This window comes from Saccharopolyspora sp. NPDC002578, from assembly GCF_053592695.1.
Genome location: NZ_JBSFWJ010000013.1, coordinates 59,781 through 74,483 on the forward strand (window position 1 = coordinate 59,781; position 14,703 = coordinate 74,483).

Here is a 14,703-nt window from a genome sequence, read left to right on the forward strand (position 1 = left end):
CGACCACCGTCGCGGACATGACGACCAAGGAACTCGAAGGCAAGAAGGCACTCGTCACCGGCGCGACCTCCGGCATCGGCCGGGCGATCGCGGTGCGGCTGGCGCAAGAGGGCGCGACGGTCACCACCACCGGGAGGCGAGCGGAGCTCGGCGAACAGACCGTGCGGCTCATCGAGCAGGCGGGCGGGAAGGGCCGGTTCATCGCGGCCGACGTCGGCGAGCTCGACGACATCGCACGCCTCGCCCAGGAGGCGGGCGACGTCGACGTGCTCGTCAACAACGCGGCCACCGCCTCCTACACCCCCACCCCGCAACAGACGCCGGCCGTGTACCAGCAGGTGTTCGACGTCGACGTGCACGCCACCTACTTCCTCACCGCCGCGCTCGTCCCGAGCATGGTGGAACGCGGGCACGGCACGATCATCAACGTCTCGTCCATCGCGGCGGTCGCGGGCGCCCCGGTCGGCGCCGTCTACAGCGCCTCGAAGGGAGCCGTCGACGCGCTGACCCGTACGTGGGCGGCCGAGTTCGGCCCGCAGTGGATCCGCGTCAACGCCCTCGCTCCCGGCCCGGTCCGCACCGACAAGGCGCTCGAACTCGGGGCCGAGCTGTTCGAGCAGATGACTCCGACGATGCCGCTGCGGCGCATCGCGAGCCGGCCGAGATCGCGGAAGCCGCGCTGTTCCTGACCTCCGAGCGCACCGGCTACATCAGCGGCACGGTGCTCACCGCCGACGGAGGTTTCACCGCGATCTGACCGGCGGGCAGCGCCGAGCCCGCGCCGCACGGTAGGAAGCGCCTCCCGCGCCCGGAAGAACCGGGGCGGGAGGCGCTGACCCGAATCGGCGGGGGCGGATCAGTCCGCCATGAACTCCTGGATCTCGGCGAGCACGCGTTCGGGCTGCTCGTCGACGATGAAGTGGCCGGCGCCGGGGACCCAGCGCAGGTCCATCCGCTCCGCGTACCGCTCGTAGCCCTCCAACAGGCTCGGGGAGATCGCCGGGTCCGCGGTGCCGAACACCAACCGCGCCTCCGTCGACATCGGAGTGCGCCGGTACTTGCCGCGGCGGACCTGCGGCAGCTCCCGCAGCAGGAACGTGCGGTACAACGCCACCGAGGCCCTGGCCCGCGCGGGAATCCGCCAGCGCTCGGCGAACGCCGCGCGGTCCCGCCGGGACAGCGCGCCGCCCTTGATGGTGCCGAGCACGCCGCGCGAGATGAACGGCGTCCGCCGGATCAGCAGCGCGCCCAGCGGCGAGCCCACCACGACCTGGTACCAGAACCGCCACAGCGAGCGCACCGCCGCGGGCGACATCGACGGCCACGGGTGGGCGATGTTGAGCGCGAGGAACCGCTCGAACCGCTCCGGCGCGCGCATGCACGCGAGGAACCCGACCCAGCCGCCCCAGTCGTGGCCCACCAGCCGGACCCGGTCGAGCCCGAGCGCGTCGAGCAGGCCGATCAGGTCGGCGGCGAGGTTGTCCTTGTCGTAGCCGGTGGCCGGGGCGTCGGTCCAGCCGTGTCCGCGCAGATCGGGGGCGATGACCCGGTAGTGCTTCGCGAGCTCCGGGATCTGGTGGCGCCACAGGTACCAGTGCTGCGGCCAGCCGTGCAGCAGCACCAGCGGTGGGCCGTCGCCCGCCTCGGCGACGTGCACCCGCAAACCTCCGACCTGGACGTACCGGTGCGTCACACCGGCCACCTCCAGCAAAGCCGGTTCCGCCACCAGCTCACCTCCCCGCAAGACCATCCGGTACCCCACCACACCCCGCCCCCGATGCCAACCCGCGTCCGCTCGGCCGGAACGCGACGGACACCGCGAACCCGACCCGGCGAACGGACCAGTCCGCTGCGCCGACGACCGGGCAAGAGCGGCGGGGAGAACGGGCGTACTCGCGCACATCCCGGCCCGTCACCCAATAGACTGACGTCACGCGATCGGGAAGAGGGGTCAAGCGGGTGGAGTGGCAGTTCGGTCCTTATCTGGTCCAGGGCCTGATCGCGCGAGGCGGCATGGGAGAGATCCACCGCGCGCACGACACCCGCCACCAGCGGCCGGTGGCGTTGAAGCTGATCGCCGAGCGCTACGCCGGGGACGCCGAATTCCGCCGCCGGTTCCAGCGCGAAGCGCAGGCCACCGCGCGGCTGCGCGATCCGCACGTGATCCCGATCCACTCCTACGGCGAGATCAACGGCAGGCTGTACCTGGACATGCGGCTGGTGGACGGGTCGGACCTGGCCACTCGGCTCGACGCCTCCGGTCCGATGCCGCCGGACCGAGCGGTCGCGCTCATCGAGCAGGTCGCCCACGCGCTGGACTCCGCGCACGCCGACGGGCTGGTGCACCGCGACGTGAAGCCGTCGAACGTGCTGGTCAGCAGCAGCGGATTCGCGTACCTCGTCGACTTCGGCATCGCCTACGCGGCGAGCGCCGGAACCGCGCTGACCTCCACCGGGATCACGGTGGGCACGCTGGCGTACATGGCGCCGGAGCGGTTCGGCGAGGCGCCGGCGGATCCGCGCTCGGACGTGTACTCGCTGGCCTGCATGCTCTACCAGTGCCTCACCGGGCGGAAACCGTTCGAGCGCGACGCCACCGTGGCGATGATCAACGCGCACCTCAACGACGACCCGCCGCGCCCCGGCGTCACCACCCCGCACCTGGGCACCGCCTTCGACCCCGTGATCACGCGCGGCATGGCCAAGCAGCCCGCGCACCGGTTCGCCTCCGCCGGTGAACTGGCACGGGCCGCCCGCGCGGCGCTGGACTCGACCGGCCACGTCCCGCACCCCGCCGTACCGGGCGGCACCGCGCCGCAACGGGTGCCGCGAGGCCGCAGGAAGGGCCTGCTGATCGGCGCCGCCCTGGGCGCGCTGCTGGTGGCGGGGGCCGCCGCCGGGTGGGCGGCCATCACCCGTGGTGGCAGCGCGGACCCCGCGGCCGACTCCCCCGCTCCGACGGCGCCGTGGTCCTCGACCGCGCCGGCATCGCCCGACCTGGGGCTGTCGGTTCCGCTGAGCACCCCGCCCTGCGACGGCGGGTTCACCGTGGTCGTCGGCGCCGCGTTCGACGCGGACACCGCCCAGCAGCTGCTCGACGAGAACGCCGGCGCGCACTACCTCCACGTGCCCAGCACTCCGTGCGGGGCGTCCGCCACGACCTCGAAGACCGGCAAGGACATCTACTCCATCTACTACGGGCCGTACCAGGACCGGTCGAGCGCGTGCGCGGAATGGAACTCGGCCAGCGCCACCGCCGACGACGCCTACGTGAAGCAGCTGAGCCCGACCTCCGGCGGCGCCGCGGTCATCGCCTGCGGCTGAAGCCCGGCCGCGCACCGCGGGTGCTTCCGCGGACCGGCGGCGCGGCGGTCGCCGGAAGTGATTGGTCCGTCCGCCGGTACCGGGGCGGACGCCGCTGCGCCAGGCGGTGGGGATCCCGAAGATCCCACCGCCGCCACCGGAACGGGCTGCTAGAAAGGATTGGCGAGCGCGCAACCGGGGGGACGCACGGTGGACATCGACCGGACGCGGCGAGAGCTGACGATCTTCGCCGACTACCACAGCTTCGAGGTCCGCGACGCCCACGCGGACTACGACCTGGCCGCCATCAACGACACCGACGCCGATCTGCGCCGCGACCTGATCTCCAGCCGGGACGGCGTGGTCACCGTCGGCACCGCCCGCCGCAGGAATGTCCCGGTCACCGTCGAGATCGTCCCGGCGGCGCCGGAGTGCGACCTCGCGCCGTGGGACCACGTCACCGAAGCCTCCGTCGAGATCGCCAGCGGTCAGATCCTCGTGCTGGGCGGTTCCGACAGCAGGCGCAGCGCCCACCTGTTCGCCGTGCCGGTCGGCATCTACCGGGTGCGGACGCGCTGCGAGGGGTTCGGCTCGATCAGCGCGAACGGGGCCACCGGCAACGACGCCTACCACGTGCAGATCTGGCCCGGGTCCGCGCGCCGGACGGTCGTGCTCAAGCGCTTCACCGGCGGCCTCCCCACCCGCTGAGGGCACGACCGCCACCGACCCGCCCGGCGGCGCGTTCATCCGATCTTCGCGCGGAGCGCCGTTCAGCACGGTCGGTGCATATTGCACAATGAGCCGCATGGCCAGCGATGACAGCACCGCCGACGACCGGACTACCCCGGCGGAACCGCTCACCGAGCCCGAGCACCAGCGCGGCGAGCTCGAACCGTCCGCACCCGTCGAGGAACCGTCCGCGGCGGAGAAGCTCCAGCACACCCGGACCGCGGGGACCTGGGCCGCGGTCGTCGTCGCGACCATCGCGCTGATCGTGCTGCTGGTGTTCATCCTGCAGAACCTGCAGCCCACCTCGGTCACCTTCCTCGGCCTGCGCGGCGACCTCCCGGTCGGCGTCGCGCTGCTGCTGGCCGCCGCGATCGGCGGGCTGCTCGTGGCGCTCGTCGGCGCCGCCCGCATCCTGCAGCTGCGGCGCACCGCGAACCGCCGCAACCGCGCCGCGACGCACTGACTCCGCTCCCGGAACCGGCGAGGCAGCGCGCGGCACCTGCCAGGTCCAGACCTCCGCTTCGCCCGGTCGGCGTACATTTGACGCGGGCGCGCGCCGATTCGCGCGCCCGCAGCGTCAAGTCCGCCCCGGTTCGCCGGCCGCAGTACCGAGAGAGTTGATCGGGTGAGTGCCCCCACGGTGACCTCGCAGAACAGCGCCGAGGGGCAGCCCGGCAGACGCCTTGCCGGCGGAGCCGCCCGCTGGCTGCGGATCATCGCCGTCGTCGCCGCGGGCCTGCTGCTCTACGCGGCTTCCCCGCCGCGCGACCTGTGGTGGCTGGCGCCGCTCGCCGTCGCCCCGTTCGCCGCCGCCGTGCACGGGCGCCGCACCCGCGGCGGATTCGGCTACGGCGTGCTGTTCGGGTTCGCCTACATGCTGCCGCTGCTGGGTTGGATCCAGGACTTCCTCGGGAACCAGTTCGGCCCGTGGCCGTGGCTGGGCGTCGCACTGGTCGAGGCGGTGTTCCTCGGACTCGCCGGTGCCGGCATGGCGCGGGTGAGCAGCCTGCGCGGCGCTCCGGTGTGGATGGCGGCCGTGTTCGTCCTGTGCGAGGCGCTGCGCGGCGCGCAGCCCTTCGGCGGGTTCCCGTGGGGGCGGCTCGCCTTCACCCAGCCCACGGGACCGCTGCTGCCGCTGGCCTCGGTGGGCGGCGCCGTGCTCGTCACCTTCGCGGTGGCGTTGATCGGTTGCGCGCTCGGCGTCCTCGCGCTGCGGCTGCGCCGGTCCCGCACCCGGCTGATCACCCCGGTGGTCGCGGTGCTGGTACCGCTGGTGGCGGGCGCGGCGCTGTGGCCCACCGTCGACGTCGCCCCCGAAGCGGGCACCGCACGGGTCGCGACGGTGCAGGGAAACGCGCCGGACATCGGCCTCGACCTGCTCTACGAGGACGACGTGCTGCACGACAACCACATCCGTGGTGCCCGGCGGCTCGTCGAGGACGTCCGGGCGGGCCGGGTGCCGCGCCCGGACCTGGTGGTCCTGCCCGAGCAGGTCGGCAGCTGGGGCCCGACCCGCTACGACCCGGAGCTCAGCGCGGTCACCGCGCAGCTCGGCGTCCCGGTGATCGCGGGGGGTTTCGCACAGGACCCCGACGGAACGTTCCGCAACCGCATCGTCGAGTGGTATCCGGAGCGCGGCGCCGACGAGGAGTACGCCAAGCAGCACCTGGTGCCGTTCGCCGAGACGATCCCGATGCGCTCCGTCGCCCGCCTGGTCAGCCCCTTCGTCGACCGCTTCCAGCAGGACATGGTCGCCGGGGACGTGCCGGGCGTGCTGCAGGCCGGAGCGATCCGGCTCGGCGTCGGCCTCTGCTACGACGTGGCCTACGACGACGTGTTCACCGGTGCCGCCCGCGAGGGCGCCACCCTGCTGGCGGTGCCCACGAACAACGCCTGGTACGGACACTCCGAGATGAGCTGGCAGCACCTGGCGATGTCCCGGTTGCGCGCCGTGGAGCACGGTCGAGCCGTGGTCGTGTCCGCGACCAGCGGCATCAGCGCGATCATCCGGCCCGATGGGGTGATCACGGCTCGCTCGGAGCAGTTCACGGCGCAGAATCTCCACGGCGACGTGCCGCTGCGCACCGAACGCACCCTCGCCACGACGCTCGGAGCCGCGCCCACCTGGGTGCTCTCGCTCCTGGGCGTCGGCGCCCTCGCGGCCACCGCGCGGCGACGCGCGCACGACAAGAACTGACACGCCCGGTCACGCGCCACGCACTGGGGGACGTGTGACCCGAAGGAGGATCGCTATGACGGACCGGCACGCCCCCGATGGTGGAGCGGGGCTGCCCGGCTCGGCTCTGGTCGTCATCCCCACTTACGACGAGCGGGAGAACCTGGAGCCGGTCGTGCAGCGGCTGCACGCCGCGCTGCCGGCCGCGCACGTGCTCGTCGTCGACGACGCGAGCCCGGACGGCACCGGTGAGCTCGCGGACGAGCTGGCCGCCGCCGACGAACGGGTGCACGTGCTGCACCGCAGCGACAAGGCGGGCCTGGGTGCCGCCTACGTGGCCGGGTTCGATTGGGCGCTGGCCCGCGACTACGCCGCGGTGGTGGAGATGGACGCCGACGGTTCGCACCCGCCGGAGGATCTCGCCCGAATGCTGGCGATGCTCGGCCCGGACGGCACCGGCGCCGACGTGGTCATCGGTTCCCGCTACGTCCCCGGCGGCCGGGTCGTGAACTGGCCGTGGCACCGCCAGGCGCTGTCCCGCGGGGCGAACCTGTACTCGAAGTACGCGCTGGGCGTCCCGATCAACGACAGCACCGCCGGTTTCCGCGCCTACCGCAGGCACGTGCTCACGGAGCTGTCCTTGCACGACGTCGCCTCGCAGGGCTACTGCTTCCAGGTAGACCTGACGCTGCGCGCCGTCGAAGCGGGCTTCGCCGTCGTCGAGGTCCCGATCACCTTCACCGACCGAGAGTTCGGCGAATCCAAGATGAGCCCCGACATCGTCCGCGAAGCCCTCCTCCGAGTAACCAAGTGGGGCCTCCGCCGCCGAGCCACCCAGCTCAAAGCCCTACTCCCCCGCACCTGACCCCCGGCAAAGCGAGCCAATCCCACCCCACAGCCGAAGGCCATACCTCACGACGAAGCCGTGCATCAGGGGCGGGCGAAGCCACGCCTGCTCGGCGGCCGAAGGCCGTGCCTAGCGGCGAAGCCGTGCAGTGGGCGGCGAAGCCACGCCTGCCTTGCGGCCGGAGGCCGTGCCTGTATGTGCGAAGCACATAGCCCACGTCAAAAAGCCCTCACCCGCGGGTTCTCAGCTTCCTTCTCGCGAGGACAGCTTTTTCCCTCGTGGCGGAGCCACTTGGGAAAAAGATCCCGCAGCGAGAAGGAAGCTGAGGTTCCGCCACCCGACCACCAAAGCAGAACGAGCCGTCACCCCCCAACACACAAAGACGCCTGGGCTCCCCCGCACGGGGCCCAGGCGTTCGGTGTGCTCACCCGCTGGTCGCGGGGGTGCTGTTGTCGCTCAGGCGGAGTGGCTGCGCCGGCCGCGCAGCACTTCGAGCCGCTCGTTGAGCAGTTCCTCCAGTTCGGGGATGCTGCGGCGTTCGAGCAGCATGTCCCAGTGGGTGCGCGGCGGTTTGGCCTTCTTCTGCTCGGGCTCCGATCCGTCGATGATCTTGGATTCGGAGCCGTGCAGGCGGCACTCCCAGGTCGGCGGGATCTCGGCGTCGTCGGAGAACGGCACCTCGAACTCGTGATCCTTGGGGCAGGCGTAGCGCACCGTCCGGCGCGGTGCGAGGTCGTGGTTGCGGTCGGTCTCGTAGCTGACCGCTCCGAGCCGGCTGCCACGCAGAACGCGATCGGCCATGACGGTTCCTTTCACTTCGGCCCGGAGCAGTGTCCGGACGGGTTGTGCTCACCGAGTGCAACGACGGACGGACCGTCGCATGTTCCCGGCACGAGGCTTTCAGTTGCCGTCGGTGACGTTCTTCACTCGTCAACGACGTTGTCCCCTCTAGAGATGCAAGGAGGTCGCGTTCGTGACGCGTTCTCCTTCTCGCAACCTAGAGGTTGCACCGAACGGGTGATAGTGCCAGACAAGTTGTAACTAAGGGCAAGTTAACCTTCACTCTCTTGCTGAAATTGAAAGCGAGATCACCCGTGGACCGGCGGCGGTCGCCCGGGGCTCGATCACGTTGCGTGCCGACCACCCGCCCTCGACTGCGCGACGCTGCGTACCGGCATATGCCAATCATGCCGGTGTCCTCACTGAAACGCATCACCGGCACGGCCGAGCGCCGACATCGTTCACACCCGCTCCGGAGGACGGTTGCCGACCGCTTCGATGGCCCGGCGGACCGGCACCATCGACACCAGCACCAGGCCGACGACGAAGAAGAAGACCAGCGAGACGATCGCCAGCCGGAACGAACCGGTGGCCTGGCCGACTCCGGCGAAGACCAACGGCCCGAGCCAGGACGTGGAGCGCTCCCCGACCTCGTAGAGCGAGAAATACTCGGCCTCCTTGCCTTCCGGCACCATCTGGCTGAACAGCGAACGCGACAGCGCATTGGTACCGCCGAGCACCAGGCCGATCCCGACGGCCAGCCCGTAGAACTGGAACTGCTGGCCGGACTGGACGAAGTAGGCCGCGGCCAGCACGCCGACCCAGACCACCAAGCTGATCATGATCGTCTTCTTCGCGCCGATCCGGCTTGCGAGCAAGCCGTGCAACACACCGCCGACGAAAGCGATGAACTGCACGATCAGCAACGTGATGATCAGTGACTCCTGGGGCAGCCGCAACTCCATGTCACCGTACTGAGCGGAAACCTGGGTGACCGTCGCGATCCCGTCGGTGTAGATCATGTACGCGCCGAGGAACGCCAGCGTCAGCGGGAAGCTCCGCGCCTGCCTGATCGTGGAGCTCAGCTGCTTGAACCCGGCCGTGATCACCGAGGCGCCCCGCTCGGTCCCTTCGGGCGCGTGGTGGCCGCGCAGCGCCGCCAGCGGCAGCAGGGTGAACGCGGCCCACCAGATACCGGAGGTCACGAACACGACGCGGACCGCGGTGTCCTCGCTGAGCCCGAGCGCGTCGTGACCGAGGTAGAGCGCCAGCTGCAACGCCAGCGCGCAGCCGCCGCCGAGGTAGCCGAAGGCCCACCCGCGGGAGGACAACCGGTCGCGCTCATCGGCGTCGGCGATCTCGGGCAGGAACGAGTAGTACACGACCACCGACGCGCCGAAGCAGATGTTGGCGGCGATGAAGAAGACCAGCCCCCACTGCCAGTTCGACACGCCCACCAGCCCCAGCAGCGAGGTGGCCAGCGCGCCGCCGAAGGCGAAACCGGCGAGCATGCTCCGCTTGTTCTGGGTGCGGTCGGCGATCGCGCCGGTGATGGGCAGCACCAGCACCTGCACCACGGTGGCGACCGAGAGCAGGTAGCCCCACAGCGAACCGGCCGGGAACGCCAGGCCCAGCACGGAGATGTCGCAGCGCACCAGCGAATTGCCGCCGGGGCAGGCTCCGATCCCGTTGCGCGCGACGTCCGCGGTGGCGGCTTCGGTGGCCACGCTCGTCAGGTACAGCGAGAGGAACACCGTCGTCACCGACGTCGGGAACACCGAGTTGGCCCAGTCGTACCAGCACCAACCTCGCTGCTCGCGGCGTCGTCTCGCGGTGTCCGGCGCGAGACCGCCCTGCACGCTCATACCTCTCCGTCCTCAAGTGTTCACTCGATAGGGGTAACGGGGACTGTATCGGCTCCAGATCAACGCGCGGTCGCGGTGCGATGATCATGCTTCCGACGGCTCCTGATACCCCTATCTCCCCAGTTCATCGCGTTGGCCGGTGATGCGATCGCAGCCGGTCCGGCCGTTCGTGCGGCGCTCCCGCCCCAGCGCGCCGCGGGCGGTTCAGGACAGGTCGTCTCCCCGCTCCGCTTCCCGGAGGCCGCCCGGTCCGGTGCCGCCCGCGAACCGGTCGCCCAGCACGTCGCGCAGCACGTCGGGACGATCGGTGACCACTCCGTCGACCCCCAGGTCGAGCAGGTCCCGCATCTCCGACGCCTCGTTCACCGTCCACGTGTGCACTTCCAGTCCCCAGTGGTGCGCCATCCGGACGAACCGCTGATCGACGACGCGGATCCTGCCGTGCCACCGCGGCACCTGCGCGGCCCACCCGTCGATCCGCGACCGCAGGCCCCGGCCGCCGTAGCGCGACGCTCCCCACAGCGTCGCCGCGCTCCGCTTCCCCATCGACGTCAGCAGTTCCGAGCTCCCGCCCTTGCGCAGTTCGCGCAGCCGGCGCTCGTCGAACGACGCGAGGCAGACCCGATGCCACGCGTCGTGCCTGCGCAAGGTCTCCAGCACCGGCCGAACCGCGGCGTCCTCCTTGACGTCGATGTTCAGCAGCGCCTGCGGGAGTTCCTCCAGCACGTCGTCGAGGCGGGCGACCGGTTCCCGCCCGCCGACGCGGGCGGACCCGACCGCCGACCACGGCAGCCGACGGATCGTACCGCGCCCGTCCGTCGTGCGGTCCAGGTTCGGATCATGGTTCAGGACGACCACCTCGTCGGCCGTGGCGTGCACGTCGGTCTCGAGGTAGCGGTAGCCCTCGTCGACGGCGCGCCGCAGGGCGCTCATCGAGTTCTCCATGTCGTGCAGGTCGCCGAGGTGCCAACCTCGGTGGGCGAATGCGCGTGGCCAGGGTCCCTGCAGGAACGGGTGGGTCACGGGGGCTCGGGTCCTTTCACGACCGGGGATGCGGGCGGGATCGCCGCTCCACTCTGCCCGACGCGGCGCGCGCGGCGGCACCCGCACCGGCGTGGCAATGCGATGTTCGCCGAGAGGTCGCATTACGGTTGCGCACCGTGGACAGCCTGCCCGAGATCAATTCGCCCACCACCGAGACCGCCTCCAGTGGTGCCGCACCACCGGTGGCGGAGTCGGGGCGCCGTCGTGCGGACCGGCATTGCGCCTGGTGCGGGCGTCGACTGGCCGCCTCCGGGCGGCAAGGGCGGCCGCGCCTGTACTGCACGCAGTCGTGCAGGCAGCGCGCCTACGAGCGCCGGGGAGCGGTGCAGCGCTCGGGACTGCCGGAGGACGCGGTGGTGCTCTCGGCGGCGGAGATCGCGGACCTGCAGGACCGGCTGTTCCAGCTGCGCTGCGCGGCCGAGGACGTGGGCACCGCGGCCGAGGACGGCGCGAGCACCGAGGAACTGCGCAAGATGGCCGCCGAAGTGGTCTCGGTGGCCGCGGAGCTCGAACGCCTGCGCTGAGCACCCGCTCCCGTGCCTTTGGACCCTGGTTCCGCGCCGTCCCGGCGGGTCAGGCTCGAAGGCCGTGCGCGCGAAGGGGGTCAGGGTGTTCCTTCCCGCCAGAACCGTGCTCGCCGGTGTCGACGGTTCCGAGCAGTCGGAGCGCTGCGCCGAGTGGGCGACCGCGGAGGCGGCGCTGCTCGGGGCCTCGCTGCACCTGGTGCTCGCCTACGACACCGCGCACCGCCGGGAATGGGCGGACGAGCTGGTACGCGGCGTCGCCGCGCGGTGCCGCGCCGCCGAACCCGAACTGCACGTCCGCGCGCAAGCGGTGCCCGGGAATCCCGCCGAGGACTTGGTGGCGCGGTCCGCGGAAACGGCGCTGGTCGTCGTCGGGTCCCGCGGTCGCGGAGCGATCCGGGACGCGTTGCTGGGTTCGGTGAGCACCGCCGTCGCCACGAGCGCCGGTTGCCCGGCGGTCGTGGTGCGCGGGGCGGGCGAGCCGGGTCCCGGCCCGGTCGTCGTCGGCCTCGACCTGTCGCCCGCGAGCAGGCCCGCGCTGCACTTCGCGTTCGACTGCGCGGACCGGCGCGGGCGCGAGCTGGTGGCCGTGCAGGCGCTGCCCGACGCCTACTTCCTGCCGGCCATCCTCGACGACGCCGAGCGCCGCAGGCACCAGGAGGACGCGGAGGAACAGGTGAGCGGCCAGCTGGCGGTGTGGCGGGAGCACTATCCCGATGTCGTGGTCCGCCGGATCGCGACGGACCAGCATCCGGTGGAGTCGCTGTGCGAGCAGGCACGCGGCGCGCGGCTGCTGGTCGTGGGCCACCGGTCGCGGAGCACCCCGGCGCGGCCGGGCTCGGTCGCGCTCGGCGTGCTGCACCACTCGCCGTGCCCGGTGGCGGTGGTGGGCGATCAGGTCGGGTTGGACTGGTAGCCCGGCCGATCACTCCTGCGCGGACCGCGGTGCTCCGGTGGTCGGCCGTCCACCTCGCGCACCAGCTCGATCGCCCTGGCCAGCGTGCTCAGCCGTTCGTCGAGGTCGTCGCCCGCCGGGTAGAGCCGCACCAGGTCGACCCCGGCGTCGCGCCATACCCGCAGCCGTTCCCGCACCATCGGCCCGGTGCCGATCAGGGTGGTGGCGAGCACCATGTCATCGGTGACGAGCGCCGCCGCGCCCGCGCGGTCGCCCGCCTGCCAGCGGTCGCGGACCTCCGCCGCGACCTCCGCCCAGCCTTGGCGGCCGTAGGCCCGGTTGTAGAAGTTGGTCGATGCCGAGCCCATCCCGCCCAGGCTGAACGCGAGCGCTTCCTTGCGCGCCGCCACCATCGGGCGCAGCGCGTCCTCGTCGCGCGCGAACGCCACCTCCGCGCCTTGGCACACATCCAGGTCCGCTCGGCTGCGCCCGGCGTCGCGCAGTCCCTCGTCGAGGTGCGCGAAGTAGGCCTCCACGGCGCCTTCCGGCACGAAGCTGGTCCCGAGCCACCCGTCGGCGATCTCGCCGGTCAACCGCAGCATCGCGGGCGACATCGTCGCCAGGTAGATCGGGATCGGATGTTCGGGCCGGGCGGAGAGCCGCATCGGCACCGCCTCTCCCGGCAGCGGGATGGTGAACTCGCGGCCGGAGTGGGCGATCTTCTCGCCCCCGAGGGCGGCTCGGACGATCTGCACGGTCTCCCTGGTCCGGCTGCGCGGCCGCGCGAAGGGGACGCCGTGCAGCCCCTCGATCACCTGCGGCCCGGAGGCTCCCAGCCCGAGCAGGAAACGGCCACCGGACAGGTTCGCCAAGGTGATGGCGGTCTGCGCCACCGCGACGGGAGTGCGCGTGCCGACCTGCATGATCCCGGAGCCGAGCAGCATCCGGTCCGTCTTCGCCGCGTAGTGGCCCAGCACGGAGGGCGCGTCGGAACCCCAGGCCTCGGCGACCCAGCACACGTCGAGCCCCAGCTTCTCGGCCTCCACCACGAACGCCACGTGGTCCCCGCCGCCCCCGGATGCCTCGACCGTGGTCGCCGTGCGCATCAGGCCGCCCGTTCCGCGGTGCGCTTGAGGAGTTCGAGGGTGGCGCCCATGTTCTCCGCCAGGTCGGACAGCCGCCGGAACACGATCTTCTGCTCCTTCTCCGGCATCCGCTCGACGGCCATCGTGAGCCCGGAGCGCCCCGGCCCGATCCGCACCCGGTAGCTCAGTTCGGTCCCGCCGTCCTGCGGTCGCAGGGCGAACCGCCAGGTCGCGAGGGGCTCGGCGGGGTCCTGCACGGCCCAGGCGAAGGCGCGGCCGGGCTCGCACTCGACGACGTGCGAGGTCGTGGTCCACTCCCCCAGCACGTCGTTGCCGTTGTGCCCGCGGAAGCGCGCGCCCAGCGCGGGGCCGGTCGCCCCGTCGAGCCACTGCACGGAGCGCAGTTCGCGGCTGCCGCCGGGCAGCAGTTCGATGTCGGACACGACCGGCCACACCTGTTCCGGAGTGGCGGCGACCCAGGTCCGCACTTCGGTACCCGGCCGGTCCGCGAGCCGTGCTCCAGTCCACTCCATCGTCGACCAGGCCTCCGCTGTTGCTCCCAGTAGATCGTTGTTGAACACCAGAGTTTCAACATGAGACCGACAAAGTCAACCAGGCTGCCCACCCGGCGAACACGTGCCAGGAGGCATCGCGAGACGGAGGCGGACCTCGGTGATCGCCGGGGGATTCCGGCGAACGGCACCGGAGCCGTCACTCCGGTTCGGCACCGAACCGACGCACGACGTCGGGACGCCGGGCCAGCTTGGGCGGGAACCCGGGCCCCATCCGCATCTCGCTGTCTTGCGCGCGCATCGGCCGGGCGCACTCCGCGCACACGACCTCGGCGTGGCTGTCGTGCCCGCAAGGGTGGTGGTGGAACGTGATCGGCGGCCCGTCCGCGTCGGCGAGCCAGCGGTCTCCCCAGGTCGCCATCGCAGCCAGCACGGGGAAGAAGTCGCGGCCCTTGTCGGTGAGCACGTACTCGTACCGCTCCGGCTCAGCCTGGTAGCGCTGCTTGGCCAGCAGCCCTTCGTCCACCAGCAGGCGCAGCCGGTCGGTGAGGGTGTTGCGCGCGATGCCCAGTTCCTGCCGGAACTCGTCGAAGCGCCGGAACCCGTAGAACGCCTCCCGCAGCAGCAGCGTCGTCCAGGCGTCGCCGAGCAGGTCCGCGACCCGCGCGATCGAGCAGGGCCAGTTCCCGAACGAAGTCCGCCGCATGCCCGTCAACATACGCACGCCCACCCCGCGGAGCCCCGGCGCTGCACCCCGGCCGTGGGGGCGCGGGTACGTACCATGGACGGGTACCAGGAAGCGGGGACGTCATGCGCACCACGGCACCGATCGGCGCGAACAGGCCGGTCAGCGGGCCACCCGCCGATCCGTGCGGTCGCCTGGTCCGGTATGATCAACCGCGAACCGCGAACCGCGAACCGCGAACCGCGAACCGCGAACCGC

The 14,703-nt window shown here is 71.8% G+C and carries 16 protein-coding genes; 9 read left to right on the top strand and 7 right to left on the bottom strand.

All coding sequences use genetic code 11. The annotated features are described in order from the left end of the window. Positions 1 to 17: 17 nt before the first annotated feature. Complete coding sequence (locus ACWD38_RS09235) at positions 18 to 689, top strand: SDR family NAD(P)-dependent oxidoreductase (RefSeq protein WP_450123806.1); 672 nt, start codon at positions 18 to 20, stop codon at positions 687 to 689. Further along, positions 686 to 757: a hypothetical protein gene (locus tag ACWD38_RS09240; RefSeq protein WP_450123833.1), complete on the top strand. Its 72-nt coding sequence runs from the start codon at positions 686 to 688 to the stop codon at positions 755 to 757. Before ACWD38_RS09235 ends, ACWD38_RS09240 begins: the two co-directional genes overlap by 4 nt. Positions 758 to 856: 99 nt before the next feature. Here ACWD38_RS09240 and ACWD38_RS09245 read toward each other — a convergent pair whose 3' ends face one another. Next, positions 857 to 1,726 carry an alpha/beta fold hydrolase gene (locus ACWD38_RS09245; RefSeq protein ID WP_450123807.1) on the bottom strand — a complete coding sequence of 290 codons (870 nt, stop codon included), beginning with the start codon at positions 1,724 to 1,726 and terminating at the stop codon, positions 857 to 859. 233 nt (positions 1,727 to 1,959) lie between these two features. On the opposite strand from ACWD38_RS09245, the gene ACWD38_RS09250 reads away from it, so the two are divergent. From ACWD38_RS09250 to ACWD38_RS09270, 5 genes are all read left to right on the top strand, one after another. Further along, positions 1,960 to 3,324, top strand: coding sequence for a protein kinase domain-containing protein (locus ACWD38_RS09250; protein WP_184479483.1), 1,365 nt, complete (start codon positions 1,960 to 1,962; stop codon positions 3,322 to 3,324). A gap of 189 nt (positions 3,325 to 3,513) precedes the next feature. Then, a complete protein-coding gene (locus tag ACWD38_RS09255; protein WP_184479484.1) occupies positions 3,514 to 4,011 on the top strand; it encodes a hypothetical protein in 498 nt (165 codons plus the stop codon). Between the two features lie 97 nt (positions 4,012 to 4,108). Continuing rightward, on the top strand, positions 4,109 to 4,495 hold the full coding sequence (locus ACWD38_RS09260; RefSeq protein ID WP_246456804.1) for a LapA family protein: 387 nt from the start codon (positions 4,109 to 4,111) through the stop codon (positions 4,493 to 4,495). Between the two features lie 162 nt (positions 4,496 to 4,657). Further along, the gene (lnt, locus tag ACWD38_RS09265) at positions 4,658 to 6,229 is read left to right on the top strand and encodes an apolipoprotein N-acyltransferase (RefSeq protein WP_450123808.1); all 1,572 of its coding nucleotides are present in this window, start codon (positions 4,658 to 4,660) and stop codon (positions 6,227 to 6,229) included. 55 nt (positions 6,230 to 6,284) lie between these two features. After that, positions 6,285 to 7,073, top strand: coding sequence for a polyprenol monophosphomannose synthase (locus tag ACWD38_RS09270; RefSeq protein ID WP_184479486.1), 789 nt, complete (start codon positions 6,285 to 6,287; stop codon positions 7,071 to 7,073). 438 nt (positions 7,074 to 7,511) lie between these two features. Here ACWD38_RS09270 and ACWD38_RS09275 read toward each other — a convergent pair whose 3' ends face one another. The 3 genes from ACWD38_RS09275 to ACWD38_RS09285 form a co-directional block, all read right to left on the bottom strand. Next, positions 7,512 to 7,856: an RNA polymerase-binding protein RbpA gene (locus ACWD38_RS09275; protein WP_184479487.1), complete on the bottom strand. Its 345-nt coding sequence runs from the start codon at positions 7,854 to 7,856 to the stop codon at positions 7,512 to 7,514. 440 nt (positions 7,857 to 8,296) lie between these two features. After that, on the bottom strand, positions 8,297 to 9,700 hold the full coding sequence (locus ACWD38_RS09280; RefSeq protein WP_184479488.1) for an MFS transporter: 1,404 nt from the start codon (positions 9,698 to 9,700) through the stop codon (positions 8,297 to 8,299). 204 nt (positions 9,701 to 9,904) lie between these two features. Further along, entirely contained in the window at positions 9,905 to 10,723 is an 819-nt protein-coding gene (locus ACWD38_RS09285; protein WP_450123809.1) for a glycerophosphodiester phosphodiesterase family protein, read from the bottom strand. 203 nt (positions 10,724 to 10,926) lie between these two features. On the opposite strand from ACWD38_RS09285, the gene ACWD38_RS09290 reads away from it, so the two are divergent. Next, entirely contained in the window at positions 10,927 to 11,268 is a 342-nt protein-coding gene (locus ACWD38_RS09290) for a hypothetical protein (RefSeq protein WP_184485306.1), read from the top strand. A gap of 85 nt (positions 11,269 to 11,353) precedes the next feature. Beyond that, on the top strand, positions 11,354 to 12,184 hold the full coding sequence (locus tag ACWD38_RS09295) for a universal stress protein (protein WP_450123810.1): 831 nt from the start codon (positions 11,354 to 11,356) through the stop codon (positions 12,182 to 12,184). On the opposite strand, the gene ACWD38_RS09300 is transcribed toward ACWD38_RS09295, so the two are convergent. From ACWD38_RS09300 to ACWD38_RS09310, 3 genes are all read right to left on the bottom strand, one after another. Then, positions 12,163 to 13,269, bottom strand: coding sequence for an LLM class flavin-dependent oxidoreductase (locus tag ACWD38_RS09300; protein ID WP_450123811.1), 1,107 nt, complete (start codon positions 13,267 to 13,269; stop codon positions 12,163 to 12,165). The genes ACWD38_RS09295 and ACWD38_RS09300 overlap by 22 nt on opposite strands. Next, a complete protein-coding gene (locus tag ACWD38_RS09305; protein ID WP_184479491.1) occupies positions 13,269 to 13,781 on the bottom strand; it encodes an SRPBCC family protein in 513 nt (170 codons plus the stop codon). Before ACWD38_RS09305 ends, ACWD38_RS09300 begins: the two co-directional genes overlap by 1 nt. Positions 13,782 to 13,959: 178 nt before the next feature. Next, complete coding sequence (locus ACWD38_RS09310; RefSeq protein ID WP_184479492.1) at positions 13,960 to 14,466, bottom strand: winged helix-turn-helix transcriptional regulator; 507 nt, start codon at positions 14,464 to 14,466, stop codon at positions 13,960 to 13,962. Positions 14,467 to 14,703 lie beyond the last annotated feature (237 nt).

What these genes read in the sequence shown, in the direction of transcription:
- ACWD38_RS09260 (WP_246456804.1), top strand. Translation starts at nt 4,109, where the DNA reads ATGGCCAGCGATGACAGCACCGCCGACGACCGGACTACCCCGGCGGAA.
- ACWD38_RS09310 (WP_184479492.1), bottom strand. Translation starts at nt 14,466, where the DNA reads ATGCGGCGGACTTCGTTCGGGAACTGGCCCTGCTCGATCGCGCGGGTC.
- ACWD38_RS09275 (WP_184479487.1), bottom strand. Translation starts at nt 7,856, where the DNA reads ATGGCCGATCGCGTTCTGCGTGGCAGCCGGCTCGGAGCGGTCAGCTAC.
- ACWD38_RS09235 (WP_450123806.1), top strand. Translation starts at nt 18, where the DNA reads ATGACGACCAAGGAACTCGAAGGCAAGAAGGCACTCGTCACCGGCGCG.
- ACWD38_RS09280 (WP_184479488.1), bottom strand. Translation starts at nt 9,700, where the DNA reads ATGAGCGTGCAGGGCGGTCTCGCGCCGGACACCGCGAGACGACGCCGC.
- ACWD38_RS09270 (WP_184479486.1), top strand. Translation starts at nt 6,285, where the DNA reads ATGACGGACCGGCACGCCCCCGATGGTGGAGCGGGGCTGCCCGGCTCG.
- ACWD38_RS09305 (WP_184479491.1), bottom strand. Translation starts at nt 13,781, where the DNA reads ATGGAGTGGACTGGAGCACGGCTCGCGGACCGGCCGGGTACCGAAGTG.
- ACWD38_RS09300 (WP_450123811.1), bottom strand. Translation starts at nt 13,269, where the DNA reads ATGCGCACGGCGACCACGGTCGAGGCATCCGGGGGCGGCGGGGACCAC.